At 72.4% G+C, this 23229-nt stretch carries 25 protein-coding genes and 2 pseudogenes; 11 read left to right on the top strand and 16 right to left on the bottom strand.

The window, feature by feature from the left end; translation table 11 throughout:
* Nucleotides 1–22 precede the first annotated feature (22 nt).
* From LDO26_RS07505 to LDO26_RS07490, 4 genes and pseudogenes are all read left to right on the top strand, one after another.
* Nucleotides 23–769, top strand: coding sequence for a DUF4097 family beta strand repeat-containing protein (locus tag LDO26_RS07505; RefSeq protein ID WP_232130464.1), 747 nt, complete (start codon nt 23–25; stop codon nt 767–769).
* A 65-nt stretch (nt 770–834) separates the two neighbouring features.
* A complete protein-coding gene (locus LDO26_RS07500; protein ID WP_232130463.1) occupies nt 835–2538 on the top strand; it encodes a M28 family metallopeptidase in 1704 nt (567 codons plus the stop codon).
* Nucleotides 2539–2668: 130 nt separating this feature from the next.
* Nucleotides 2669–3001 carry a haloacid dehalogenase-like hydrolase gene (locus LDO26_RS07495; RefSeq protein WP_232130462.1) on the top strand — a complete coding sequence of 111 codons (333 nt, stop codon included), beginning with the start codon at nt 2669–2671 and terminating at the stop codon, nt 2999–3001.
* A 282-nt stretch (nt 3002–3283) separates the two neighbouring features.
* Nucleotides 3284–3613 (top strand): annotated as a pseudogene (locus LDO26_RS07490) (haloacid dehalogenase-like hydrolase); the annotation flags it as partial.
* Here LDO26_RS07490 and LDO26_RS07485 read toward each other — a convergent pair.
* Both LDO26_RS07485 and tyrS read right to left on the bottom strand, forming a co-directional pair.
* Nucleotides 3588–4067, bottom strand: coding sequence for an MgtC/SapB family protein (locus LDO26_RS07485; RefSeq protein WP_232130460.1), 480 nt, complete (start codon nt 4065–4067; stop codon nt 3588–3590). The pseudogene LDO26_RS07490 and the gene LDO26_RS07485 overlap by 26 nt on opposite strands.
* A 121-nt stretch (nt 4068–4188) precedes the next feature.
* Nucleotides 4189–5433 (bottom strand): tyrosine--tRNA ligase, encoded by a 1245-nt coding sequence (gene tyrS, locus LDO26_RS07480; RefSeq protein WP_232130459.1) that lies wholly within the window; start codon nt 5431–5433, stop codon nt 4189–4191.
* Nucleotides 5434–5617: 184 nt separating this feature from the next.
* Here tyrS and LDO26_RS07475 point away from each other — a divergent pair, with 184 nt between their 5' ends.
* Entirely contained in the window at nt 5618–7078 is a 1461-nt protein-coding gene (locus LDO26_RS07475; RefSeq protein WP_232130458.1) for a peptidoglycan DD-metalloendopeptidase family protein, read from the top strand.
* A 64-nt stretch (nt 7079–7142) separates the two neighbouring features.
* On the top strand, nt 7143–8297 hold the full coding sequence (locus tag LDO26_RS07470; protein WP_232130457.1) for an anhydro-N-acetylmuramic acid kinase: 1155 nt from the start codon (nt 7143–7145) through the stop codon (nt 8295–8297).
* Between the two features lie 38 nt (nt 8298–8335).
* Here LDO26_RS07470 and LDO26_RS07465 read toward each other — a convergent pair whose 3' ends face one another.
* Genes LDO26_RS07465 through LDO26_RS07455 form a run of 3 tightly spaced genes read right to left on the bottom strand, consistent with a single transcriptional unit; the run spans nt 8336 to nt 10766 of the window.
* Nucleotides 8336–8590 carry a hypothetical protein gene (locus LDO26_RS07465; RefSeq protein WP_232130456.1) on the bottom strand — a complete coding sequence of 85 codons (255 nt, stop codon included), beginning with the start codon at nt 8588–8590 and terminating at the stop codon, nt 8336–8338.
* On the bottom strand, nt 8587–9951 hold the full coding sequence (locus tag LDO26_RS07460) for an AmpG family muropeptide MFS transporter (RefSeq protein ID WP_232130455.1): 1365 nt from the start codon (nt 9949–9951) through the stop codon (nt 8587–8589). The genes LDO26_RS07465 and LDO26_RS07460 overlap by 4 nt, the downstream gene beginning before the upstream one ends.
* Nucleotides 9948–10766, bottom strand: a complete 819-nt coding sequence (locus LDO26_RS07455) for an exodeoxyribonuclease III (RefSeq protein ID WP_232130454.1) — start codon at nt 10764–10766, stop codon at nt 9948–9950. The genes LDO26_RS07460 and LDO26_RS07455 overlap by 4 nt, the downstream gene beginning before the upstream one ends.
* 110 nt (nt 10767–10876) lie before the next feature.
* Here LDO26_RS07455 and LDO26_RS07450 point away from each other — a divergent pair, with 110 nt between their 5' ends.
* The 4 genes from LDO26_RS07450 to LDO26_RS07435 all read left to right on the top strand — a co-directional run bounded on the left by LDO26_RS07450 (nt 10877) and on the right by LDO26_RS07435 (nt 13805).
* Nucleotides 10877–11386, top strand: a complete 510-nt coding sequence (locus tag LDO26_RS07450; RefSeq protein ID WP_232130453.1) for a GNAT family N-acetyltransferase — start codon at nt 10877–10879, stop codon at nt 11384–11386.
* A gap of 5 nt (nt 11387–11391) precedes the next feature.
* Nucleotides 11392–12066 carry an orotate phosphoribosyltransferase gene (gene pyrE / locus LDO26_RS07445; protein ID WP_232130452.1) on the top strand — a complete coding sequence of 225 codons (675 nt, stop codon included), beginning with the start codon at nt 11392–11394 and terminating at the stop codon, nt 12064–12066.
* 33 nt (nt 12067–12099) lie between these two features.
* Nucleotides 12100–12753 carry a hypothetical protein gene (locus LDO26_RS07440; protein WP_232130451.1) on the top strand — a complete coding sequence of 218 codons (654 nt, stop codon included), beginning with the start codon at nt 12100–12102 and terminating at the stop codon, nt 12751–12753.
* Between the two features lie 257 nt (nt 12754–13010).
* Complete coding sequence (locus LDO26_RS07435) at nt 13011–13805, top strand: undecaprenyl-diphosphate phosphatase (protein ID WP_232130450.1); 795 nt, start codon at nt 13011–13013, stop codon at nt 13803–13805.
* Here the strand turns inward: LDO26_RS07435 and LDO26_RS07430 are convergent.
* From LDO26_RS07430 to LDO26_RS07420, 3 genes are all read right to left on the bottom strand, one after another.
* Nucleotides 13786–15081 carry an RNA polymerase sigma factor gene (locus tag LDO26_RS07430; protein WP_232130449.1) on the bottom strand — a complete coding sequence of 432 codons (1296 nt, stop codon included), beginning with the start codon at nt 15079–15081 and terminating at the stop codon, nt 13786–13788. The genes LDO26_RS07435 and LDO26_RS07430 overlap by 20 nt on opposite strands.
* Nucleotides 15082–15182: 101 nt before the next feature.
* Nucleotides 15183–15584 (bottom strand): VOC family protein, encoded by a 402-nt coding sequence (locus LDO26_RS07425; protein WP_232130448.1) that lies wholly within the window; start codon nt 15582–15584, stop codon nt 15183–15185.
* 58 nt (nt 15585–15642) lie between these two features.
* Complete coding sequence (locus LDO26_RS07420; protein ID WP_232130447.1) at nt 15643–16053, bottom strand: VOC family protein; 411 nt, start codon at nt 16051–16053, stop codon at nt 15643–15645.
* A gap of 185 nt (nt 16054–16238) precedes the next feature.
* Here LDO26_RS07420 and LDO26_RS07415 point away from each other — a divergent pair, with 185 nt between their 5' ends.
* Nucleotides 16239–17063 carry an META and DUF4377 domain-containing protein gene (locus LDO26_RS07415; RefSeq protein WP_232130446.1) on the top strand — a complete coding sequence of 275 codons (825 nt, stop codon included), beginning with the start codon at nt 16239–16241 and terminating at the stop codon, nt 17061–17063.
* 141 nt (nt 17064–17204) lie between these two features.
* Here LDO26_RS07415 and LDO26_RS07410 read toward each other — a convergent pair whose 3' ends face one another.
* The 8 genes and pseudogenes from LDO26_RS07410 to LDO26_RS07375 form a co-directional block, all read right to left on the bottom strand.
* Complete coding sequence (locus LDO26_RS07410) at nt 17205–17822, bottom strand: YbhB/YbcL family Raf kinase inhibitor-like protein (RefSeq protein WP_232130445.1); 618 nt, start codon at nt 17820–17822, stop codon at nt 17205–17207.
* A gap of 41 nt (nt 17823–17863) precedes the next feature.
* A complete protein-coding gene (locus tag LDO26_RS07405; RefSeq protein WP_232130444.1) occupies nt 17864–19933 on the bottom strand; it encodes a tetratricopeptide repeat protein in 2070 nt (689 codons plus the stop codon).
* Between the two features lie 166 nt (nt 19934–20099).
* Nucleotides 20100–21143, bottom strand: a pseudogene (locus LDO26_RS07400) (YheT family hydrolase); the annotation flags it as partial.
* On the bottom strand, nt 21140–21940 hold the full coding sequence (locus tag LDO26_RS07395; protein WP_232130443.1) for a lysophospholipid acyltransferase family protein: 801 nt from the start codon (nt 21938–21940) through the stop codon (nt 21140–21142). The pseudogene LDO26_RS07400 and the gene LDO26_RS07395, both read right to left, overlap by 4 nt.
* Nucleotides 21941–21989: 49 nt before the next feature.
* On the bottom strand, nt 21990–22406 hold the full coding sequence (locus LDO26_RS07390; protein WP_232130442.1) for a hotdog fold thioesterase: 417 nt from the start codon (nt 22404–22406) through the stop codon (nt 21990–21992).
* Between the two features lie 80 nt (nt 22407–22486).
* Entirely contained in the window at nt 22487–22645 is a 159-nt protein-coding gene (locus tag LDO26_RS07385) for a hypothetical protein (protein WP_232130441.1), read from the bottom strand.
* 71 nt (nt 22646–22716) lie between these two features.
* Nucleotides 22717–22890, bottom strand: coding sequence for a hypothetical protein (locus LDO26_RS07380; protein ID WP_232130440.1), 174 nt, complete (start codon nt 22888–22890; stop codon nt 22717–22719).
* A gap of 56 nt (nt 22891–22946) precedes the next feature.
* Nucleotides 22947–23114, bottom strand: coding sequence for a hypothetical protein (locus LDO26_RS07375; protein ID WP_232130439.1), 168 nt, complete (start codon nt 23112–23114; stop codon nt 22947–22949).
* Nucleotides 23115–23229 lie beyond the last annotated feature (115 nt).

Below are 23229 nucleotides of genomic sequence, written 5' to 3'. Positions count from 1 at the left end.
CACCCGCTCCGGAGATTCCGCCATGTCCCATGCCACGCGCCCCGTTTCCCGCATCACCCCGCTGCTGCTGGCGCTGTCCCTGGCGCTCGGCGCCGGCGCCGCCTCGGCCCAGAGCGACATCTCCAAGGTCAACGGCAGCATCACCGCCGAGGCCGGCCAGGCCTATGGCGACCTGTCGACGGTCAACGGCGGCATCCGCATCGGCGACGGTGCGCGGGTGCAGGACGTGGAGACCGTCAACGGCGGCATCCGCGCCGGCCACGACGTGCAGGCCGAGGACCTGGAAACGGTCAATGGCGGCATCACCTTGGGGGACCGCGCCCAGGTCGACAAGCTGACGACGGTCAACGGCGGCATCCGCGTCGGTACGGCGGCACGGATCGGCGGCCAGGTCGAAAGCGTCAGCGGCGGCGTGTTCATCGACCGCGACGGCCGCATCGACGGCAACGTCACCACCGTCAACGGCGCGATCGGCCTGGTCCGCACCGAGGTGCGCGGCGACGTGAAGACCGTCAACGGCGACATCACCATCGGTGCCGGCTCGCAGGTGCGCGGCAAGGTCGTCGTCGAGAAGCCGTCGTCGACGTGGCTGCCGGTGTCGATCAACCGCCGCAACCCGCGGGTGATCATCGGCCCCGATGCGGTGGTCGACGGCCCGCTGGAGTTCAGGCGCGAAGTCACGCTGTACGTGCATACCAGCGCGCGCACCGGTGCGATCGAGGGCGCCACCGCGATTCCCTACGACACCGCCCGCGCACCGCAGGAGTAGGACGCGCCGACGGGCTGAACGCAGGCTATAGTGCGGCACTCCACCGAATCAGGAGTGCTTCCCGGATGCCCAAGTCCCCCCTTCTGCTGGCGTTGCCGCTCGCCCTCGCCCTGGGCGCCTGCGGCGACAGGAACGCGGACGATGCCGCGCCGGCCACGCCCGACGCGCAGGCCGCGCACGCATTCTCGCCGGAGATCACCGCCGGCGATTTCGCCGAGCTGGTCAAGACCCTGGCCTCGGACGAGTTCGAGGGCCGCGCACCGGGCACCCCGGGCGGCGAGAAGACCGTCGAGTACATCAAGGCGCAGTTCGAGCGCATCGGCCTGCAGCCGGGCGGCGACAACAACGGCTGGTACCAGACGGTGCCGATGATCGAGACCACCGCCGACGAGTCGACGGTGCTGACGCTGACCAACGCCGCCGGCACGCGCGAACTGGCGTTCGGTCCGGACATGGTCATCGGCACCCGCACCGGCCAGCCCGAGGTCAAGGTCGCCGACAGCGAACTGGTGTTCGTCGGCTACGGCGTCAACGCGCCGGAGCAGGACTGGAACGACTACGCCGGGCTCAACGTCAAGGGCAAGACCGTCGTCATCCTGGTCAACGATCCCGGCTTCCACACCAATGACGACAGCCTGTTCGACGGCGAGCGGATGACCTACTACGGCCGCTGGACCTACAAGTTCGAGGAAGCCGCGCGCCAGGGCGCGGCGGCGGCGCTGATCGTCCACGACACGCCCGGCGCCTCGTACGGCTGGGACGTGGTGCGCAACTCGTGGTCGGGCGCGCAGTTCGACCTGCGCGCCGAGGACGATCCGGAACCGCGCCTGCCGGCGCAGGGCTGGATCACCGGCGACGTGGCGAAGCAGCTGTTCGCCGATGCCGGCCTCGACCTCGACGCGCAGATCCAGGCGGCCAGCCAGCGCGGCTTCCGCGCCGTGCCGCTGCAGGCGACGGTCTCGTTCGAGCTCGACAGCACGATCGAGGAGAAGAGCTCGCGCAACGTCATCGGCATCCTGCCCGGCACCGAGGCGCCGGACGAGGCGGTGCTGTACCTCGCCCACTGGGACCACCTCGGCAGGCACGAGGGCGAGGACGGGGACGACACGATCTACAACGGCGCGGTCGACAACGCGACCGGCGTCGCCGGCATCATCGAGATCGCCGAGAAGTTCGCCACCAGCGAACCGAAGCCGAAGCGCTCGCTGGTGTTCCTGGCCGTGACCCTCGAGGAATCGGGCCTGCTGGGCAGCAAGTACTACGTCGCCCAGCCGAGCTTCGATCTCGCCCGCACCGTCGGCGTGATCAACCTCGACGCGATGAGCGTCGCCGGCCCGTCGCACGACTTCGTCGTCACCGGCAAGGGCAATTCGGAGCTCGAGGACATCCTCGCCACCTACGCCGACGCCCAGGGCCGCACGCTGGTCGAGGAAGGCAACACCGCCGGCGGCTTCTACTTCCGCTCCGACCATTTCAACTTCGCCAAGGCCGGCGTGCCGGCGCTCTACGCCAAGGGCGGCAACGACCTGGTCGACGGGGGCACCGCCGCGGGCAAGGCCGCGACCGACGACTACGCCTCGCGCTACCACCAGCCCGGCGACGAGTACGACCCGAACTGGAACCTCGAGGGCGTGGTCCTGGACCTGGACGCGCTGTACGGCGTCGGCCGCACGCTCGCCGACGGCGACCAGTGGCCGAACTGGTACGAGGGCAATCCGTTCAAGGCCGCGCGCGACGAGATGCGCGCGGAGGCGGGCGGTAGCCGCTGACGGCGTCCCGCGCCTGCCGGGCGCCGCGTCGATCCACCGGCGCGGCGCATCGGCTGCACGTCCCGAAGGCGACGGCTGCGGCCGTCGCTTTTTTCGTTGCCCCTCTGCCGACACACAGGCCGAAGACCCGATGCAGGATCGACCGCAGACACCCGCTGGCCGTCCGGATCTGGCACTGTTCGATTTCGACGGCACCCTGACCACGCGCGAGACCTTTCCCGACTTCCTGCGCCATGCGGTGCCGCCGCGCCGGCTCGCCGTCGGCCGCGTACTGCTGGCGCCGCTGGTCGTCGCCTACCGGATCGGACTGGTGCCGGTGGCCACGCTGCGCGCATGGCTGGTCCGCTACGGCTTCGCCGGGGTCGCGAAGGCCGCGCTGGACGACGCCGGCGCGCGGTTCGCCCGCGACGTGCTGCCCGGGGTGCTGCGTCCCGACGCGATGACGCGCCTGCGCTGGCACTAGGGCCTGTCATCAAATGCCGGGTAGCCCGCGTTGGGCCTTACCCGCCGCCATCCGGTGTTGCGTGGCGCAGCGCCTGACTGGCCGTCAGGTCAAGCCGCGCGGCGCCGGATGGCGGCGGGCAAGGCCCAACCCGGAGGGCCGCGCCCGTGCGCGTCCGCTGCTGCGTCATTGCTCGGGCGTGGACGGACGTCCACTTCCTCGCGCTTCCTTGCCGCAAACACGCACGGGCGCGGCGCGGACCATCCGGCATTTGATGACAGGCCCTAGCCGCATGGCGATACCGTCGTCGTGGTCTCGGGCGGCTGCGATGTCTATCTCGCGCCGTGGTGCGCGGCGCACGGTGTCGCCCTGCTGTGCTCGACGCTGGCACACCGCGACGGCCACATGACCGGCCGCTATGCGGGTGCGCAATGCGCCGGCGACGAGAAGGCGCGCCGGGTACGCGCCGCGTACGACCTGTCCGCGTTCGCCGCGGTCCATGCCTACGGCGACACCCACGAGGACCTCGCCCTGCTGGCGCTGGCCGACCATGCGGTCTACCGCGGCGCGCCGTGGCCGGCCGCCCGCAGCCCCAAAGAAGCCGCGGTCAGTCGCGCGGCGGCGGACCGCTGACGCCCGTCTGCGGCGGGTCCGCATCGCCGCGCTGCGCCAGCCGCCGCTCCCATGCCGACAACGTGACCAGCACGAACAGCGACAGCAGCGTCGCCGCGACCGCGATCGCGTAGTAGTGCAGCCCGGCGGCGACCCCGATCGTCGCCACCACCAGCAAGGACGCGGCGGTGGTGATGCCGGCAATGGTCTCGCCGCCGCGCCGGCCCTGGCTGAAGATCGTGCCCGCGCCGATGAACGACACGCCGGCGATCACCGCCTCGACCAGACGCAGCGGATCGACCTGCAGGTTGCCGGCGCCGGGGCGCCCGACCTGCAGTTCCACCGACAGCTGGCCGATGCCGACCAGCAGCGCCGCGGCGCCGGCCACCAGCATGTGGGTGCGGAACCCCGCGGGCCGGTGCTTGAGCTCGCGCTCGTAGCCGATCGCGCCGCCCAGCACCATCGCCACGGCCATGCCGCCGATCACTTCGAGTTGGGGAAGCCAGTCCGCCTGCATGCCGCGCAGACTGGCGCAGCCGCTGTCGTCGCGCCGTCACGGGCAGGCGCCGCACGCCGGCGCCCGGGCCCGCCCCCCGTCAGCCGGCCGCGACCAGCCGTACCCGCGCGAAATTGCGCTTGCCGACCTGCAGCACGCCCTCGAACCCGGGCGCGAACACCAGGCCCGCATCCTCGACCACCGCGCCATCGACCTTGACCGCGCGTTCCCGGAGCTTGCGGTTGGCCTCGGAGTTGCTCGGGGTGATGCCGGCGGCGGTCAGCAGCGCGGCGATGCGCAGGCCGTCCGCCGGCACCGCCACGTCCTGCAGCGGCAGCAGGGTCGTGTCGCCCTCCCCGGAGATCGCGACCTGCCAGCCGGCGATCGCGGTCTCGGCCGCTTCGGCGTCGTGGAACCGGGTCGCGATCTCGCGCGCCAACCGCAGCTTGACGTCGCGCGGGTTCAGCGCGCCCGCGGCGACGTCGGCCCGCAGCGCCTTCGCCTCGTCGATGCCGATCTCGAAGCTCAACAGCTCGATCCAGTCCCACATCAGGTCGTCGCCGATCTTCATCGTCTTGTTGACCATGTCGATCGCCGGCTCGGCGACGCCGATGTAGTTGCCCAGCGACTTGGACATCTTGGCGACGCCGTCGAGCCCGACCAGCAGCGGCATCGTCAGCACGATCTGCGGCGCCTGCCCGTGGCTCTCCTGCAGGCCGCGGCCCATCAGCAGGTTGAACTTCTGGTCGGTGCCGCCGAGCTCGACGTCGGCCTTCAGCGCGACCGAGTCATAGCCCTGCACCAGCGGATACAGGAACTCGTGGATCGCGATCGGCTGCTGGCCGGCGTAGCGCTTGGCGAAATCGTCGCGCTCGAGCATCCGCGCGACCGTGTGCGACGAGGCCAGCCGGATCATGTCGGCCGCGCCCATCGCGCCGAACCATTCGGAGTTGAAGCGCACCTCGGTCCTGTCCGGGTCGAGCACCTTGAACACCTGCGCCTTGTAGGTCTCGGCGTTGGCCAGCACGTCCTCGCGCGACAGCGGCTTGCGGGTCGCGCTCTTGCCCGACGGGTCGCCGATCATCCCGGTGAAGTCGCCGATCAGGAAGATCACCTGGTGGCCCAGGTCCTGGAACTGCCGCATCTTGTTCAGCAGCACGGTATGGCCCAAGTGCAGGTCCGGCGCGGTCGGGTCGAAGCCGGCCTTGATCCGCAGCGGGCGGCCCAGCGCCAGACGCGCCTGGAGTTCTTCGCGCTTGAGGATCTCGTCGGTACCGCGGGCGATCAGGTCGATAGCGGTCTTGTCGGCAGCAGGCGTGTCGACAGCGTGTTGTTGCAGGGACATCGATGGGGTCCAAAAGAGGCGCCGGTCACACCTCCCGACTGAATACGGGAGACAGGTGTTAAGCGCGCGTTATTCGACGAAAGATGCGAAAAGTCCAATCCCGTCAGGCATTTGACGCATGGACCTCACATCTCTATGTTACCCCGCTGACACGTCTTTCACGCCATCCGGGGATCCCGCCACGATGACGACTTCCGTCCCGCCGCCCACCGGCGATGCGCACCACCGGCAGGTACTCCACGACAACCTGCAGGCGGCCGCCCGCAACCGGGGGCAGGAACAGAAGCCGGCGGTACGGCTGTTCCCGGGACGCTGGACGCGACGCGACTGGGCCCACGCCAGCCTGTTCGTCACCCTCGGCGCGCTGGTCGTCGCCCTGGTCCCGGGCCTGTCGCAGGCGATGCACGAAGGCCAGGATCCCGAGCTGGTGACGATGTCGCTGGCGCTGCCACCGCTGACCGCCGCGCAGCGCACCGCCCAGCTGCCGCACGACAACTGGCAGCTGGTCACCGTCGAGCAGGGCCAGACCCTGGGCGCGATCTTCGAGCAGATGAACCTGCCGGCCGCGACGATGCACCGCATCCTCGAATCGTCCGACGCCAAGGCCCGGCTCACGCGCATGCGCCCGGGCACCGAGCTGGGCTTCGACCTCGCCGCCGACGGCCGCCTCAACAAGCTGCGCTACGACCGCAGCGACACCGAACGCGTCGAGCTGACGCTGGTCGGCGAGCAGGTCGAGGAGCGCGTCATCGAACGCCCGGTCGAGCGCCGCAACGTGGTGATCAGCGGCGAGGTCGGCCGCTCGCTGTTCCATTCGGCGCGCCGGCTCGGGCTCAGCGGTGCGGCGATCAATACCCTGACCGACGAAGTGTTCAAGTACGACATCGACTTCAACACCGACGTCACCCAGAACGACCGCTTCAGCGTGGTCGTCGAGCAGATCTGGCGCGAGGGCGAGCTGATCGGCACCGGCCCGGTGCAGGCCGCGGTGTTCACCGCCAAGGGCAAGCCGTTCACCGCGTTCCGCTACGAGCAGGGCGGCAAGGCCGAGTACTACAACGCCGACGGCCGCCCGCTGAAGAAGAGCTTCATCCGCATGCCGATCCAGTACGCGCGCCTGAGCTCGCGCTTCGGCAGCCGCCGGCACCCGGTGCTGGGCACGATGCGCATGCACAAGGGCGTCGACTACGCCGCCGCGACCGGCACGCCGATCATGGCCGCCGGCGACGCGCGCGTGCAGTTCAAGGGCACCCAGCGCGGCTACGGCAACGTGGTGATCCTCGATCACGGCCGCGGCCACACCACGCTGTACGCGCACATGTCGCGCTTCGGCAACATCCGCCAGGGCGAGCGCGTGCCGCAGGGCAAGGTCATCGGCTACGTCGGCTCGACCGGCCTGGCCACCGGCCCGCACCTGCATTACGAGTTCCGGGTCAACGGCGTGCACCGCAATCCGCTGCAGCACACCATGCCCGAGCCGGATCCGCTGACCGGCGCCGCGCTGGCCCAGTTCCGCGCGCAGACCGGCCCGGCGCTGGCCCGCATCCGCGAGTTCGAGGACATCGTCTACGCCCAGGTCCCGGCCGCGCCCGATCCGGACCGGCAGGTCGCCACGGCCCGCAGCGGCGGCAACAGCCGCGGATGATCGAAACGCCCGGCCCAGCGCCGGGCGTCGTACATCCGGCACCTCCAGTCTGCGGTCCACGCGCATGCCCGACCTGTATCTCGGCCTGATCTCGGGCACCAGCGCCGACGGCATCGATGCGGCGCTGGTCGCATTCGACGACGCCGCGCCACGCGATGCGGCGACCCGCAGCGCACCGCTGCAGGCACGGCTGCTGTTCGGCCGCACCTATCCGTGGGATCCCGCGCTGCGCCGGCAGCTGGTCGCGCTCGGCCAGCAGGACGCGGCGCTGACCCTCGACGACCTCGGCGAACTCGACACCCGCATCGCCGAAGCGTTCGCCAACGCCGCCGGCCGGGCGCTGGCCGACAGCGGTACCGACCGCGTGCAGGTCGCGGCGATCGGTTCGCACGGCCAGACCTTGCGCCACCGCCCGCTCGGCCGGCACGGCGACGGGCGCTGGCCGTATACCGTGCAGCTCGGCGACCCGTCGCTGATCGCCGAGCGCAGCGGCATCCGTACCGTCGCCGATTTCCGTCGCCGCGACGTCGCCGCCGGCGGCCACGGCGCGCCGCTGCTGCCCGCGCTGCACGCCGCCCTGCTGCACGCACCGGGCGAGGACCGCGCGGTGCTCAACCTCGGCGGCATCGGCAACCTGACCCTGCTGCCGGGCGACGGCGGCCCGGTGCGCGGCTTCGACACCGGCCCGGCCAACGGGCTGATGGACGCCTGGTGCCTGCGCCACACCGGCGAGGCCTTCGACCGCGCCGGCGCGCTGGCCGCAAGCGGCCGGGTCGATGCGGCGCTGCTGGCGCGGCTGCGCGCCGAACCGTGGTTCACGCTGCCGCCGCCGAAGTCCACCGGGCGCGACCAGTTCCACCTCGGCTGGGTCGACGCCGCGCTGCGCGGCGGGGAAACGCCCGCCGACGTGCAGGCGACGCTGCTGGCGCTCAGCGCGACGACGATCGCCGATGCGCTGCGCGCGCTGCAGCCGGCGACCGCGCGCCTGGTGGCCTGCGGCGGTGGCGTGCACAACCCCGTGCTGATGCGCGCGCTGGCCGACGCATTGCCCGGCTGCGTCGTCGAATCGAGCGCCGCGCACGGCCTCGACCCCGACCACGTCGAGGCGATGGGCTTCGCCTGGCTGGCGCGGCAGACCCTGCTCGGCCTGCCCGGCAACCTGCCGTCGGTGACCGGCGCGCGCGGCCCGCGGGTGCTGGGCGGGGTCTATCCGGCCTGACGTGTCCGGTCCGCCATGCCATGGGACCGCGGGGCGGATCAGGTTTCCGGATTGCGTCCGATCATCGCGAAGCCGGCATCGTCGGGCACGTCCTCCATCGCGCTGATCGCCGCGCGCAGCACGTCCGATTCGGCCGGCGCCAGCTCGCGGGCGTCGTCGCCCAGCAGCGCGTGCAGGCCCCGCTCCAGCAGCACCCGGACCGTGCGCGACTGGCTCCAGCCGTGGATGCCGGCCACCCGCTCGATGCCCGCGAGCAGTTCCGGATCGATGTCGCGCAGCACCAGTTCGCTCATGTCGGCTTGTTTCCTGTCGGCTTCATGTCGGCTTGCGCCATGTCGGGATGTGCTTCCTCGCCGGCCGGCGGGACATCGTCGCCGAGCCGCACCCGCGGCTTGAGCCAGAAGAACAGCACCAGCGCCGGCAATGCGACGACCGCGGTGATGATGAAGTATGGCGCATAGCTGGCGCTGGCCTCGACGATGTGCCCGGAGAAGAAGCCCAGCACCTTGCCCGGCAGCATGATCAGCGACGAGAACAGCGCGTACTGGGTCGCGGTGTAGCGCTGGTTGACCAGCGCCGACATGTACGCGACCGCGACCGTGCCCAGGAACCCCTGGGCGAGGTTCTCGCCGGAGATCACGATCGTCAGCAGGGTCAGGTCGCCGTTGGCGCCGATCAGGATCAGGTATAGCAGGTTGCTGGCCGCGCCGAGCACGATCGCGGCGAACAGCGGCCACTGGATACCCCAGCGCGCGACCGCGATGCCGCCGAGGAACGCGCCGGCGATGCCGATCCAGATGCCGTAGACCTTGGTCACCGCGGCGATCTCGGTCTTGCTGAAGCCCTGGTCGAGGTAGAACGGTCCGATGATGCCGCCGATGAGCGCCTGGTCGGAGATCTTCATCGCCAGGATGAACAGCAGGATGCCCAGCGCCACCCGGCCGCCGAAGCGGCGGAAGAAATCGGCGAACGGCTCGACCACGCCCTCGCGCAGGCCCTCGACCCAGTTGCGCGCGCGCGGACGCAGCACCGCCGGCTCGGCGGCCAGCAGGCAGGTCGCCAGCGGCACCAGCATGCAGGCCGCCATCACCAGGTAGACGACCGGCCAGGCCACGTGGTCGGCCAGCACCAGCGCCAGCGCGCCGCTGGCGATCAGCGCGATGCGGTAGCCCAGCGAGTACGTCGCCACCAGCGCGCCCTGCGCCGACGGCGGCGCGATCTCGACGCGGTAGGCGTCGACCGCGATGTCGAGCGTGGCCCCCGAGAACGCCACCAGCAGGGTCACGCAGACGAACAGCGCCAGCGGCCCGGTGCCGACGATCGCCATGCCCGCCAGCCCGGCCATCACCGCGGCCATCGCCAGCAGCAGCCAGCTGCGGCGCTGGCCCAGCCGGCCCAGCAGCGGCAGGCGCCAGCGGTCGACCAGCGGCGCCCACAGGAACTTGAACGAATACGCCATGCCGGCGCTGGCGATCATCGTGATCTCGCGCAGCTCGATGCCGCCCTCGCGCAGCCAGTACGCCAGCGTGCCGGCGACCAGCAGGAACGGCAGGCCGGAGGCGAAGCCGAAGAAGAACATCGTCCATGCGGCCGGCTGGGTGAACGCCTGCCAGATCGACGGCTTGCCGGCCTTCGCCGCGGCGGCTGCGCTCATCCGCGGTAGTCCACGACCAGCGGCGCATGGTCGGAGAAGCGCGGCTCGGGATGCACGCTGCAGGCGCGCACGCGCTCGCGCAGCGACGGGGTGATGAACTGGTAGTCGATGCGCCAGCCGACGTCGTTCGCGCGCGCCGCGCCGCGGTTGCTCCACCACGTGTACTCGACGGCCTCGGGCCGCAGCACGCGCAGCGCGTCGAGCCAACCGCGCGCCGGCGGCTCGACCAGGCCGTCGCCGCAATCATCGGCGATCATCGCGTTGAGCCAGGCGCGCTCGGGCGGGGTACAGCCGGAATTCTTCTGGTTGCTGGTCCAGTTCCTGATGTCGTTGCGCGCACGCACGATGTTCCAGTCGCCGCACAGCACGTAGTCGCGGCCGCTGGCCAGCCATTCGTCCAGGATCGGCCGCAGCCAGTGCATGACCTCGAACTTGAAGTCCTGGCGCAGCTCGCCCGACGAACCCGACGGAATGTAGAACGACACCACGCTGAGGTTGCCGAAGCGCGCCTCGATGTAGCGGCCCTCGTCGTCGAACGGCGCCCAGCCGAGCGCGGTGCGGACTTCGTCGGGCTCGCGCCGGGCGTAGATCGCCACGCCGCTGTAGCCCTTCTTCGTCGTCGCATCGCGGAACCAGGCCCTGTAGCCGGGCGGCAGGAACGCCGCATCCAGGCCGTCGGGGCCGGCGAGCTGGTGCTCCTGGGCCTTGGTCTCCTGCAGGCACAGCACGTCGGCGTCCTGCCCGGCGAACCAGTCGAAGAAGCCCTTCTTCGCGGCCGAGCGCAGGCCGTTGGCGTTGAAGCTGATGATTCTCATGCAAACCCGGTCGATGGTGCGGACACCAAGCCTAGCAGGCCGCCGGCCGCCGCCCGCCCGCGCGCCCCCGCCTCGCCATCGGCACGCCCGCGGCCCGCTATGCTCGGCCGATGCCGCCAGCGCCGCTCCCGTCGCCCGAGGTCGTGCCCGCCGACGCCGCCCAGGCCGCCGCGGCGCGGGAACTGCGGCTGCGGCCGGGGCAGGCGCGCCATGCCGGCGACATCGCGTTCAACGTCGGCGATGCCCTCGCCTCGCCCGACAGCGAGGCGATGGTGGTGCTGCTCGGGACCACGGTGATCGGCTTCTACCGGCTCGACTACCTGCGCACCGTGGTCGCCCGGCAGGTCCTGGACCGGCGCACGATGACGCTGCGCGCGTTCGCCCTGGACCGGCGCTGGCAGGGGCGCGGGCTCGGGCTGCCGGCGCTGCTGGCCTGCTGCGCCGACCTGGCACGGCGCCACCCGGACCGGCGCCTGCTGGCACTGAACGTGGACCGCGACAACCACGCCGCGCGCCGGGTGTACGCGCGCGCCGGCTTCGTCGACGCCGGCGAGGACCTGCCCGGCGGCAGCGGTGGCCCGCAGCGCCTGCTGCTGCGCGCGCTGGGCGTGGGACAATGACCGCCATGACCGATCACCGCACCCGTTTCCTGCAGCTCGCCCTGGCCGCCGACGCCCTGCGTTTCGGTGAATTCACCCTCAAGTCCGGCCGGGTCAGCCCGTACTTCTTCAATGCCGGGCGCTTCGACTCGGGCGCCGCGCTGGCGGCGCTGGCCGGCTGCTACGCCGATGCGGTGGACGCCGCCGGGCTCGACTTCGACCTGCTGTTCGGCCCCGCCTACAAGGGCATCCCGCTGGCGACCGCGCTGGCCTGCGAATACGCCGGCCGCGGTCGCGACCTGCCGCTGGCGTTCAACCGCAAGGAAGCCAAGGCCCACGGCGAGGGCGGCAGCCTGATCGGCGCGCCGCTGGCAGGCCGCCGGGTGCTGATCGTCGACGACGTGATCACCGCCGGTACCGCGATCCGCGAGGCGCTGGGGATCATCGACGCCGCCGGCGGCGCGGTCGCGGGCATCGTCATCGCGCTCGACCGCCAAGAGCGCATCGGCGACGACGGCGCCCCCGACGCAAGCCCGCTGTCGGCCGCGCAGCAGGTCGCCCGCGACACCGGCGTGGCGGTGGTGGCGATCGCCGGCCTGTCCGACCTGCTTGCGTTTGCCGGCGAAAGCGCGACACTGGCCGCGGAGCGCGACCGTCTGCTGGCCTACCGCGCGCGGTACGGCAGCGACGCGGCGCACTGACTTTCCACTTCGGCCGATCAGGGGACGGACGAAATGAAGCGCAACCCACGACTGGCCGGTCCGCTGCTGGCCTTGCTGGCGACCTCCCTGCTGGCGGCCCCGGCCGCCGCGCAGAAGGACGAACGCCGGGTCTACTGCTGGGACGAGGGCGGCCGCCGGGTCTGCGGCGATGCGCTGCCGGCGCGCGCGGTGGATGCCGCCCGCACCGAGATCAACGCCCGCAGCGGCCTGCGCACGGCCGAGGTCGCGCGCGCGCCGACCGCCGAGGAGCGCGCCGCACTCGAGGCCGCCGACCGCCAGGCCCGCGAAGCCGCCGAGGCCCGCGCCGCGCAGCAGCGGCGCGAACTGGCGATGGTCGAGTCCTACGCGACCGAAGACGACCTGCGCCGCGCCTACGGCGAGCGCATCGTGCTGGTCGAGGAAGGCCTGAAGACCTCGCGGATGGGCGTGGCCAACCTGCGCAGCAGCCTGCTGTCGCTGCTGCGCCAGGCCGGCGACCTGGAACTGCAGGGCAAGCCGGTCGCCAAGCCCCTGCAGGACAGCATCCGCAGCCAGCGCTCGGACCTGCAGCGGCAGCTGGCGATCCTCGACCAGCAGCTCGGCGAGCAGGCCGAGCTCGACAGCGACCTCGACGCCGCACTGGCCCGCTACCGCGAACTGAAGCAACCCGCGACCCGCCGCGACTGAGAGGTTCGCCTGCCGGCTGCGGCGTTCGATCGACGCGCAGCCTCTGCGCAAGCTGCTCCGGGAATGCCGCGCGCCGAATGGCACCGGTGGTGACGCCATCCTGCGGAAGCGCGACACCTCTCCCGCCTGCGGGAGAGGTCGATGCGCGCAGCGCATCGGGTGAGGGCGCCGGATAGGCCGGCTCCGCCACGGCCCACGCATTGGCAACGCGGGGGAGCGGCGTATCCTTGTCCGCTACTCCCCCACCGCGAGTTCCCGTGTCCGATCCGATTTCCGCCCTGCTGCTCGGCATCATCGAGGGGCTGACCGAGTTCCTGCCCGTCTCCAGCACCGGCCACCTGCTGATCGCCCAGCACTGGCTCGGCGCGCGTTCGGACTTCTTCAACATCGTCATCCAGGCCGGCGCGATCGTCGCGATCACGCTGGTGTTCCGCGAACGCCTGTGGTCGCTGGCCACGGGCCTGCGCGAACCCGGGAACCGCGACTACGTGCTGAAACTCGCGGTTGCCTTCCTGGTCACCGCGCTGGTCGGCCTGCCGGTGCGGATGGCCGGCTGGGAACTGCCGGAAACCGTGACCCCGGTGGCCTGGGCGCTGATCATCGGCGGCGTGTGGATGATCGTGGCCGAGCGCCTGGCCGAGCGCCGCGGCGACCTGACCCGGGTCACGTGGACGGTGGCGGTGCTGGTCGGGCTGGCGCAGGTCGTGGCCGGCGTGTTTCCCGGCACCTCGCGCTCGGCCGCAGCGATCTTCATCGCGATGCTGGCCGGCCTGAGCCGGCGCTCGGCCGCGGCCGAGTTCGTGTTCCTGGTCGGCATCCCGACGATGTTCGCCGCCAGCGCCTATGCCTTCCTCGAACTGTGGCTCGACGGCGGCCTCGGCGGCGAGGCCTGGGGCGACGTGACCCTGGCGTTCGTGGCGGCGATGGTGACCGGCTTCCTGGTCGTCAAATGGCTGCTCGGCTACATCAAGTCGCACCGCTTCACCGGCTTCGCGATCTACCGCATCGTGCTCGGCGCCGGGCTGCTGCTGTTCATGCCGTCGGGCTTCTGAGCGCGGCGCGGCATTCGGCCGCGCGCTGCGCCAGCCAGTCGCGTTCGCGCGGATTGCGCGCCAGTTCGGCGGCGCGGTCAAATTCGCGGCCCGCCTCCGCATGGCGCGCCAGCTTCGCCAGCAGGTCGCCGCGCACGCCCGGCAGCAGGTGGTAGCCGGCGAGGGCGGGCTCGTCCCGCAGGGCGTCGACGATCGGCAGCGCGGCCTGCGGGCCGAAGGCCATGCCGACCGCGACCGCGCGGTTGAGCTCGACGACCGGCGAGCCCGAACGCGCGGCCAGTTCTCCGTACAGCGCGGCGATCCGGGACCAGTCGGTGTCGGCCGCGGTGGCCGCCCGCGCGTGGCAGGCGGCGATCGCGGCCTGCAGCCGGTAATGCCCGGGAGTCGCGTCGTCCGGCGCCTGCCGGGCCCGGGCGCGTTCCAGCGCCGCCAGGCCCTCGTCGATCAGCGCGCGGTTCCAGCGGCCGCGGTCCTGGTCGGGCAGCAGCACCGGCGCGCCCGCGGCATCGGTGCGTGCCGCGAGCCGTGAGGCCTGCAGCGTCATCAGCGCCAGCAGGCCATGGACCTCGGCGTCGCCCGGCATCAGCGCGGCCAGCAGGCGGCCGAGCCGGATCGCCTCCGCGCACAGGTCCGGCCGCGACCAGTCGTCGCCGCTGCTGGCGGCGTAGCCTTCGTTGAAGACCAGGTACACCACGCCCAGCACCGCGGACAGCCGCGCCGGCAGCTCGGCCCGGCGCGGCACCTCGAACGGCACGCCGGCCGAAGCGATCCTGCGCTTGGCGCGGACGATGCGCTGGGCGATCGTCGCCTCGGGCACCAGGAACGCGCGTGCGATCTCGTCGGTGGTCAGGCCGCCGATCAGCCGCAGGGTCAGCGCGACCTGCGCCGCGCTCGACAGCAGCGGATGGCAGGCGACGAACATCAGCCGCAGCACGTCGTCGCCGATGTCGTCGTCGAGCGCGGCCTGCTGGCGGGCGTCGGCGTCGCGCTGCGCCTGCTCGATCCCGTGCGCCAGCTCGGCGAGCCTGCCGTCGGCCAGCCGCGCGCGCCGCAGGCGGTCGATGCCGCGGTGACGCGCGGTGGTCATCAGCCACGCACCGGGATTGTCGGGAATGCCGGCATCGGGCCAGCGCTCAAGCGCGGCGACCAGCGCGTCCTGCGCCAGTTCCTCGGCCAGGTCCAGATCGCGGACCACGCGCATCAGCCCGCCGACGACCTTCGGCATCTCGGTACGCCACAGGGCCTCGATCGCGCGGTGCAGGTCGGCCGTCTCCATCGGCGGAGATGACACCACCGTGCCGACGCACAGGCAAGCGGCGTCGCGGCGGCGGGACCGCCGCGGGACGGGCGCTGGCGACGTCGCGCATCGCACCGCGCTCATGCCGGCGGCGCGGCGTCCATGTGCACCAGCTCCCAGAGATGCCCGTCCGGGTCCTCGAAGGCGTGCTGGTACATGAAGCCGTGGTCGACGGGATCGCCCGGGACCCGGCCGCCGGCCGCGCGCGCGCGCTCGACCATCGCGTCGATCGCGGCGCGGCTGTCCTGCGACAGGCAGACGATCACCTCGATGCGGTCGCGCTCGCAGACGCGCTTCGTCGTGAAGGTCTGGAAGTACGGCTTGACCAGCAGCATCACGAAGATGTCGTCGCCGACGATCATGCAGGTCGCGTTCTCGTTGGTGAACACCGGGTTGAACGCGAATCCGAGCGCGGTGAAGAAGCGGACGGACCGGTCGAGGTCCTCGACCGGCAGGTTGACGTAAATCTGGGGATGGGCCATGGCGCGACTCCTGGGCTGTGGTGAGCGTGGCGATTGCTGAAAAGGGGTTGCGCGACGGTCAGCACGCCTTCGCGTGCAGCACCATCCAGCCGGTACCGAAGCGGTCGACCAGCATGCCGAAGCGGTGGGCGAAGAAGGATTCGGCAATCGGCGCGCGGATCTCCGCACCGTCGGCGAGCGCGGCGAAGATCCGCTCGGCCTCGGCATCGCTGTCCACGTCCACGCTGACGAAGGCATGCGGATCCGGCGGCAGCGCGACCCCGGGCGGAACGTCGGAGCCCATCAGCGTCTGGCCGCGGGCCTCCAGGTGCGCATGCAGGATGCGCTCCGGCGCCGGTGCCGCATCGTCCGCGGACGCTGGCTGCGCGTCACTGGGCAGCAGCGTCGGCGTACCGCCGAACACGCGGGCATACAGCGCGAACGCCTCGGCGCAACGGCCGTCGAAATACAGGTAGGGATTGATCCGCATCGTCGTCTCCTCGGGAATGGTGGGATGGGCGCGGCATGCGCCGTGTCCCGGTGACGACGATCCGGCGTGTCCCGGATCGACATCGATGCCGCGACAACCTGAACCGCGCCGGATCCCGACGGGATCATGCCGACCCCGGCGCTAAGCTGTGCCCGTTCATCCGAGCCCATCCCGAGGACCCACCCATGCGCCGTCCCTTGCTGTTGCTGCTGCCTTTCGCCCTGATCGCCCTCGCCTGTTCGCGGACGCCGGCACCGTCGCCGGCCGATGTCCAGCCGTCGGCCACCGATGCCGCGGACGCCCTGCCCGATGCCGCGCCCGCCGACCACGCGGCGACGCTGGGCGCCTACCACTGGGATCTGACCGGTGCCACGACCGGCGCCGGCGCGCGCATCGATGCGCTGCTCGACGATGCCGGCAAGCCGCTGCGGCTGGATTTCAGCGACGGCGGCGTCAGCGTCTCCAACGCCTGCAACCGCATGCGCGGCACCGCCACGCTCGATGGCGACCGACTCGAGGTCGGCCGCGTCGTGTCGACGATGATGGCCTGCGACGACCGCCTGATGACCCTGGAACGCGAGATCGGCCAGCGCCTGCCGGGCCCGCACACGCTGGCCATCGTGCCTGGCGATCGTCCCCGGCTGACCCTGACCAGTGGCGACGGCGAGGTGCTGGCGTTCACCGGCGTGGCCACCGCGGACACCCGTTACGGCGGCCCCGGCGAGCGTGTGTTCCTCGAGGTCGCACCGCAGCGGGTCGCCTGCACGCCGCAGGCGCCCGAGCCGACCTGCCTCGAGGTCCGCGAGATCGTCTTCGGCGACGACGGCGTGCGCCAGTCGGCCGGCGAATGGCGGCCGCTGGCGCAGGACATCGAGGGCTACACCCACGAACCCGGCGTGCGCAACGTGCTGCGGCTGCAGCGCTACCCGGTGACCGATCCGGCGGCCGATGCACCGGCGTCGGCCTATGTGCTGGACATGGTGGTGGAATCGGAGACGGTCGCGCGCTGAGCGCGACGGCGATCGTTCCGACGCCCTCCATAGGAGCGGCCCTTGGCCGCGATGCTTCCCGCCCGATCCGGAGACAGGCATCGCGGCCAACGGCCGCTCCGACAGTCCTGGATGCCAGCCAGCGCGCCGCGCAACCCGCGGTCAGACCGGCGCGGCACCGGGATGCAGCGCGTAGGTGCCGTACACCGAAGCCTCGGCCAGCACGTGTCCCTGGATCGCGCGCAGCACCGCGCCGGCGTCGAAGCCGTCGGGCAGGTCGAGCGTCGGCACGTCGAGGGCGAACAGGCGGAAGAAGTAGCGGTGCGTACGCAGGTCGTTGGGCGGCGGATACGGACCGTCGTAGCCGAACCAGTCGCCGCCCAGCTCGGCATCGCCGGCGAACCAGCCGGTGTAGTCGTTGCGGCCCTGGCGGGCGCCGGCCGGACCCGGCGGCTGGCGCTTGCCGCCCTTGGTCACGCCGTCGCTGGCACTGCCCTCGGCGATCTCGCGCAGCTCGGCCGGCAGGTCGGCGACGACCCAGTGCACGAACGTGCCGCGCGGATGCGCGACCGGGATCTCGACACCCGCCTTGCCGGCCAACGACGGGTCGGTCGGTGCGTCGGGGTCGATGCACAGCAGCGCGAACGAGCGTGTGCCCGCGGGCACCTCGTCCCAGGCCAGCTGCGGGTTGCGGTTGCCGCCGAAGCCGCCGGGCGCGCCGAGCGCGAAGGCGGCCGGAATCGGCTGGCCGGGGGCGAAGCTGTCGCTGTGGATGCGCATGTCGGTCGTCTCCTGTGCCGGGTCGGCGTGGCGAGGGGGTGTCAATCCTGCGGATAGCCCAACCGTACCGCCACCGGCGTCAGCGCGGCAAAAGCCTGCGGCCAGACGTCGGCGTAGGCGCGCCAGTGGCCGGCCGGCAGGCGGGCCGGCCCCAGCGCCTGGGCCGGCGGCACCGGGAAGTCGGCGATGCCCAGCGCCGCGCCGAGCGTGGCGGCCAACGCCGCGGGATCGCCCGCGGGGTCGTCGTTGCGCAGCAGCGTGTGCGGGATCAGATCCTGCTCGTGCAGGTCGGCCAGCTGTTCCAGGTGCGCCGCCAGCCACGCCGCGCTGCTGGCGGCGTCGTCGATGCGCATCGTCAGCACGGTGCCGTAGGCGAGCCAGTCGAGCAGCATGTCGCGCGGGTCGCGTACCACCAGCAGCAACCGCGCCTGCGGCAGTTCGGGACGCAGCGCCAACAGCCAGGCGTTGTCCCAGAACGGCAGCCAGTCGATGACCGCGCCGTTGCCGATGCCGCGCGCCGGCAACTGCTGGCGCCAGCTGCCGACGACCTGCGCGGCGGTGAAGCGCCCGGCCGCCAGCTGCGCCGGCACGGTGGTGTCCTGGAACGCGTCGCCCACGCCGCGGACGATACGGTCGCCGCGGAACTGCGGCACGACCTGCTGCAGCACCGAGACCACGCGGTCCACGCGCGCGCCGGGCGGGCCATACAGGAATACCGCGGGCGGCTGCGCGGCATCGGCCGCGCCCGGCGCAGGCCACGCCGCCGGCGCAGCGGTCGGCGCCGGTGGCGGTCCGGCCTGACGGCTGATGTCGACGCTCAGCGCCTGCCAGGTCGCGGCGGCATCGCCGGGGCGGCCGGCCGCATCCTGGGCGATGCCGATCCAGCGCCGCAGCAGCAGCTTGCCTTCGTCGCCGGCGGCGGGCACCAGGTCCTGGGCGAAGGCGACGGCGGCGCCCGGATCGCGCTCGAGCAGGCGGCCGAAGATGAAGTCGTTGGCCGCGAGATCGCCCGGCTGGACCGCGGCGATGGCGCGCGCGGCGGCCAGCGCCGCGTCCGGGTCTCCGGCATTGGCCTCCAGCGCCAGCCGCGCCTGCAGCGCCGGCACGTGGCCGGGCACGGCCGCCTGCCAGCGCACGATGACGTCGCGCGCGGCGTCGCTGGCGAACGGCTCGAACGCCAGGCGCGCCAGCCACAGGTGGTCCTGCGCAGGGTGCTGCGCCAGCGCCGGCTCCAGCACCTCGAGGGCCTCGTCGGCGGCGCCGGTCGCCGCCCACAACCGGACCAGCGCATCGGTGGTGCGGCGCGACTGCGGCGCCGCCGCGAACGCGGCGCGCAGCAGCGGCAGCGCGCGCTCGGGACGGCCGGCCTGCAGTTCCAGTTCGCCGCCCAGGGTCTGCCAGCCCGGCGTGGCCTGGGCCGGATCGGCCAGCAGCTCGGCGATGACGTCGGCGGCGTCGGCCGGGCGTCCCTGCTGCAGCACGATCTGCGCCAGCACGCCGCGCAGCGGGCCATTGCCGGATTTCTCGATGACCCGGCGGAACGCCTGCTCGGCGAACGCGAGATGGCCCTTCGCCAGATAGGCGAAGGCATTGGCGTAGAGCACCTGCAGGTCGTCCGGCGCGACCTTCGCCGCCTGTGCCAGCAGCGCCAGCGCGCGGTCGTGCTCGCCGCGGCGCGAGGCCAGGGTACCGGCGAGCATCGTCGTCCACGGATGCTCGGGCGCGACCCGGCTGGCGAGCTTCTGCAGGCGCTCGGCCTCGTCGAGATCGTTGCGCCCGATCGCCAGCTGCGCCTGCATCACGTAGGCGCCGAACTGGTTGGGATCGAGCGTCGTGCTCTGCGACAGCGCCGCGGACGCGGCGTCGAGGTCGCGCTGCTGCAGCAGCAGGCCGGCGCGCTGGAAGTGCAGGTCGGCGGCGTCGGGAACCAGCGCGATCGCCGCGTCGATCGCCGCCAGCGCAGCCTGGTCGTCGCCGCTGGCGTGCAGCGCCTGGGCCAGCAGGCGCTGGTTGCCGGGATCGCGCGGGTCGGCGGCGACCGCCTCGCGTGCCAGCGTCAGCGCATCATCGTGGGCGCCGCGGCGCAGTGCGTCGAGAATCCTGTCCTGCATGTCTGTGATGTCCCGGCGCAGTGGCCGGCCGGTCGAAGGGCCGGCCATTGTAGCGGCCGCGCCGACCCGGGCCGGGCGGGCCCCGCGCTCAGCCGGCGGGCGCGTCCATGCAGGCCTGCACCGCCGCCGACAGCGGCGCGCGCGTGGGTCCCTCGCCGGCGGCATCGGCGTGCGCCGCCAGCCGCGTGGCGACCCAGCCCTCGGCGAAGCCGTCGAGGCTGGCGTCCAGCAGGAAGCCGCAGTGCCCGCCCCAGCGGCTGATCTCGACCCGCGCGTGCGCCGGCAGGGTCAGCGCGTGGAACTCGTCGAGCGGGATTACCGGGTCGTCGGCCGCCATCAGGATCCGGGTCGGCACCTGCAGCCCGGCCAGGCGGTCGCCGGCCACGGAGTAACCGTCGAAGTAGTTCTCGATCGTGCCGAAATCGGTATGCGTCTGCACCAGCCATTCGGTCAGCTCACGCATGCCCAGGCGCAGCGTCGCATCGTCGAACGCGTGTCGTTCGGGGAACAGCTCGCGTTTGCGCCGCAGCGAGCCGCGCCAGGTGCGTTCGAAATGGCGCAGGTAGAAGCGCAGGCCGCGCTCCATGTAGACCATCGTGCGCGCCGGGTCGATGACCGGGCAGACCGAGGCGACGCCGACCAGCGGCAACCCGGCCGCCGGGGCGCGCATCGCCAAGCGCAGCGCGAAGTTGCCGCCCAGCGAATAGCCGGCCGCGACCATCGGCCGTGCGCCGAAGCGGTCGGCGACGTCGCAGGCCGCGTGCACGACCTCGTCGATGCGGTTGGAATGGAAGATCGCCTCGTTGAGATGATGGCTGCCGCCGTGGTCGCGGAAGTTGAGCCGGAACACCTCAAATTCGAGATCGAGCAGCCGGGCCGCGGTCTGGCGCATGTAGCTCGATTCGGTGCTGCCTTCCCAGCCGTGCAGCAGCAGCGCCAGGCCACGCGACGGGCGTCCGGGCACCGCGCTGTGCAGGCCGTGCAGGCGCACGCCGTCGCCGCCGTCGACCAGGTGCTCGGTGGTGATGGCGCCGGTCGCGGCCAGCGCACGCGCGCCGCGCTGGCGTCGCCACGGGCTGCTGCCCAGCACCGTCTGCAGATGCGGGCTGCGCAGCCAGGTGGGCGGCGTGTAGTCGGCGCCGACGACCCGGGTGCCGTCCTGTGCGGGCGGCACCGCGTCGGCAGGCACCGGCGGCCGCCCGGCGGTCATCCCGCCGCCCCCAGCGCCGCGACGATGCGCTCGCGCGCGATCTCGGCGATGCGCCGGCGGCCGTCGCCGTTGCCGGGCAGGATCGGCTCGAGGAAGATCACGTCGGCATCGCGCGCCGGCTCGCCGAGCAGCCGCAGGAAATTGGCAAGGAACGATTCGTGCGGACCGAAGGCCACGATCGTCTGCGCGCTGCCGCCGGCGCCGTAGCGCAGCGCCACCGGCTGCACCGCGACCCCGGCCTCGACCGCGGCCAGGAAGATGCGCGCATGGAACGGCCCGACCTCGCGGCCGTCGCGGGTGCGGCCTTCGGGAAACACGCCGACCGAGCGCCCGCTGCGCAGCCGCGCCAGCATCTCCTGCAGCACCCCGCCCAGCGACTCCTGGTTGCCGCGCTGGTGGAAGATCGTCTCGCCGCGGCCGGCCAGCCAGCCGACCACCGGCCAGCCGGCGATCTCGCGCTTGGCGACGAAGCCCATCATCCGCTGGCTGTGCAGCGCGACGATGTCGATCCAGCTGACATGGTTGGACACGAACAGCACCGCGCCCGGCAGCGGCGTGCCGATCCGGCGCATGCGGAAGCCGAACAGCCGCATCAGCCCGCCCTGCCACCAGCGGATCGCGCGGTGGCCGAGCGGCTCGCCGCCGACGCGCACGTCCCGGACCAGCGGCGTGCCCAACAGCAGCACGACCGGCAGGTGCACCAGCACATGCCACAGCAGCATCGGCACGCGCACGGCATAGCGCAGCGCGCGCGCGGCCGCGCCGCCGGAGGCGGCGGAAGTGGGGGGATGGCTCATGTGCGCACGATACCCAAACGCGGCCGTCGGCCGCCACTGGCGACGCGCGTCACGGCTTGGGAATCACCGCCAGCGTCAGCCGGGACACGCACACCAGCTTGCCGGCGCCATCCTCGATGCGGATTTCCCACACCTGGGTACTGCGGCCGACGTGCAGCGGACGCGCGGTGCCGGTGACGGTGCCGCCACGTGCGCCGCGCAGATGGTTGGCGTTGATCTCGATGCCGACCACGCCGCAGCCCTCCGGCGCGGCCATGCCGCCGGCGGTGCTGCCGAGCGTCTCGGCCAGCAGCGCCGAGGCACCGCCATGCAGCAGGCCGTAGGGCTGGTGGGTGCGCGGATCGACCGGCATCGTCGCGCGCACGAAGTCGGGCCCGATCTCGGTGAACACGATGCCCAGGGTCTCGATCGCGGTATTGCGGGACAGCGCATTGAGCGCGTCGACGGTGGTCTCGTTGTGGAACATCGGCTCGGGTCCGGGGCGGGGAAGCGCTGGAGCCTAGGCGGCGGCCGATGGGGCGTCAACGCGGACGCGGAAACCCAGGCTCAGGCGACGCGGAAGCGCGCCGGCATCGAGGCCGTGGCGTAGCTGCGCTGGCGGGCGTCGCCATGGCTGCGACCGTAGCCGGTGCCGAATTCGCGCACGGCGCGCGGGGCGGGACGGGGCGCCGGCTGGGCGCGGACGATGTCGTGCATGGGGGTCATGGCGGGCTCCTGTCGCGGGTCGGGAGACGGGGCGGGGAATGGCGGGGCGGTGGATCGCGGCGCGCGGCGGCTCAGGCGACGCGGAAGCGGGCCGGCACCGAGGCCTGGACGTAGCTGCGCTGGCGGGCGTAGCCGTGGCTGCGGCCGTAGCCGATGCCGAAATCGCGGGCGGGGCGCGGGACGGGGCGGGCAGCGGGGGCAAGGCGGATGGCGGCGGCGCGGACGATGTCGTGCATGCGGTTCATGGCGGTTTCCTTGGAGATGGGGGAGAACGGGTGGACGCGGGAGCGGATGGCGCGGTTCAGACGACGCGGAAGCGCGCGGGCGTGGTCGTCTGGCTGTAGCGGCGGGCGGCGGCGTAACCGCTGCTGCGGCCGTAGCCGGTGCCGAAGTCGCGGGCGGCGTAGCGGGGTGCGGCCGGCAGCAGGGGGCGGGCGGCGGGGGTGGTGCGCGGGGTCTGGGTCTGCATGGTCGTGCTCCGGTGTGGTTGTGATTCGGTGTGTTGGTAGACTACAACACCACCGTCCGATAACACCACGTGCCGGAAGTCATGACCGGAATATGTTCAGTTAGAGTTCATTTAG

This window comes from Proluteimonas luteida, from assembly GCF_021191695.1.
GTDB classification, from domain to species: Bacteria; Pseudomonadota; Gammaproteobacteria; order Xanthomonadales; family Xanthomonadaceae; genus Luteimonas; species Luteimonas luteida.
The sequence above is the reverse complement of the archived record's forward strand: the minus strand, read 5'-3'. Positions and strand labels throughout refer to the sequence as shown.

Coding starts and splice junctions, on each gene's coding strand:
- LDO26_RS07460 (WP_232130455.1), bottom strand. CDS start 9,951: ATGAGCGCAGCCGCCGCGGCGAAGGCCGGCAAGCCGTCGATCTGGCAG.
- LDO26_RS07505 (WP_232130464.1), top strand. CDS start 23: ATGTCCCATGCCACGCGCCCCGTTTCCCGCATCACCCCGCTGCTGCTG.
- LDO26_RS07500 (WP_232130463.1), top strand. CDS start 835: ATGCCCAAGTCCCCCCTTCTGCTGGCGTTGCCGCTCGCCCTCGCCCTG.
- LDO26_RS07465 (WP_232130456.1), bottom strand. CDS start 8,590: ATGAGCGAACTGGTGCTGCGCGACATCGATCCGGAACTGCTCGCGGGC.
- tyrS (WP_232130459.1), bottom strand. CDS start 5,433: ATGTCCCTGCAACAACACGCTGTCGACACGCCTGCTGCCGACAAGACC.
- pyrE (WP_232130452.1), top strand. CDS start 11,392: ATGACCGATCACCGCACCCGTTTCCTGCAGCTCGCCCTGGCCGCCGAC.
- LDO26_RS07415 (WP_232130446.1), top strand. CDS start 16,239: ATGCGCCGTCCCTTGCTGTTGCTGCTGCCTTTCGCCCTGATCGCCCTC.
- LDO26_RS07450 (WP_232130453.1), top strand. CDS start 10,877: ATGCCGCCAGCGCCGCTCCCGTCGCCCGAGGTCGTGCCCGCCGACGCC.
- LDO26_RS07440 (WP_232130451.1), top strand. CDS start 12,100: ATGAAGCGCAACCCACGACTGGCCGGTCCGCTGCTGGCCTTGCTGGCG.
- LDO26_RS07470 (WP_232130457.1), top strand. CDS start 7,143: ATGCCCGACCTGTATCTCGGCCTGATCTCGGGCACCAGCGCCGACGGC.
- LDO26_RS07485 (WP_232130460.1), bottom strand. CDS start 4,067: ATGGCCGTGGCGATGGTGCTGGGCGGCGCGATCGGCTACGAGCGCGAG.
- LDO26_RS07375 (WP_232130439.1), bottom strand. CDS start 23,114: ATGCAGACCCAGACCCCGCGCACCACCCCCGCCGCCCGCCCCCTGCTG.
- LDO26_RS07410 (WP_232130445.1), bottom strand. CDS start 17,822: ATGCGCATCCACAGCGACAGCTTCGCCCCCGGCCAGCCGATTCCGGCC.
- LDO26_RS07405 (WP_232130444.1), bottom strand. CDS start 19,933: ATGCAGGACAGGATTCTCGACGCACTGCGCCGCGGCGCCCACGATGAT.
- LDO26_RS07380 (WP_232130440.1), bottom strand. CDS start 22,890: ATGAACCGCATGCACGACATCGTCCGCGCCGCCGCCATCCGCCTTGCC.
- LDO26_RS07430 (WP_232130449.1), bottom strand. CDS start 15,081: ATGGAGACGGCCGACCTGCACCGCGCGATCGAGGCCCTGTGGCGTACC.
- LDO26_RS07475 (WP_232130458.1), top strand. CDS start 5,618: ATGACGACTTCCGTCCCGCCGCCCACCGGCGATGCGCACCACCGGCAG.
- LDO26_RS07385 (WP_232130441.1), bottom strand. CDS start 22,645: ATGACCCCCATGCACGACATCGTCCGCGCCCAGCCGGCGCCCCGTCCC.
- LDO26_RS07395 (WP_232130443.1), bottom strand. CDS start 21,940: ATGAGCCATCCCCCCACTTCCGCCGCCTCCGGCGGCGCGGCCGCGCGC.
- LDO26_RS07390 (WP_232130442.1), bottom strand. CDS start 22,406: ATGTTCCACAACGAGACCACCGTCGACGCGCTCAATGCGCTGTCCCGC.
- LDO26_RS07420 (WP_232130447.1), bottom strand. CDS start 16,053: ATGCGGATCAATCCCTACCTGTATTTCGACGGCCGTTGCGCCGAGGCG.
- LDO26_RS07495 (WP_232130462.1), top strand. CDS start 2,669: ATGCAGGATCGACCGCAGACACCCGCTGGCCGTCCGGATCTGGCACTG.
- LDO26_RS07455 (WP_232130454.1), bottom strand. CDS start 10,766: ATGAGAATCATCAGCTTCAACGCCAACGGCCTGCGCTCGGCCGCGAAG.
- LDO26_RS07425 (WP_232130448.1), bottom strand. CDS start 15,584: ATGGCCCATCCCCAGATTTACGTCAACCTGCCGGTCGAGGACCTCGAC.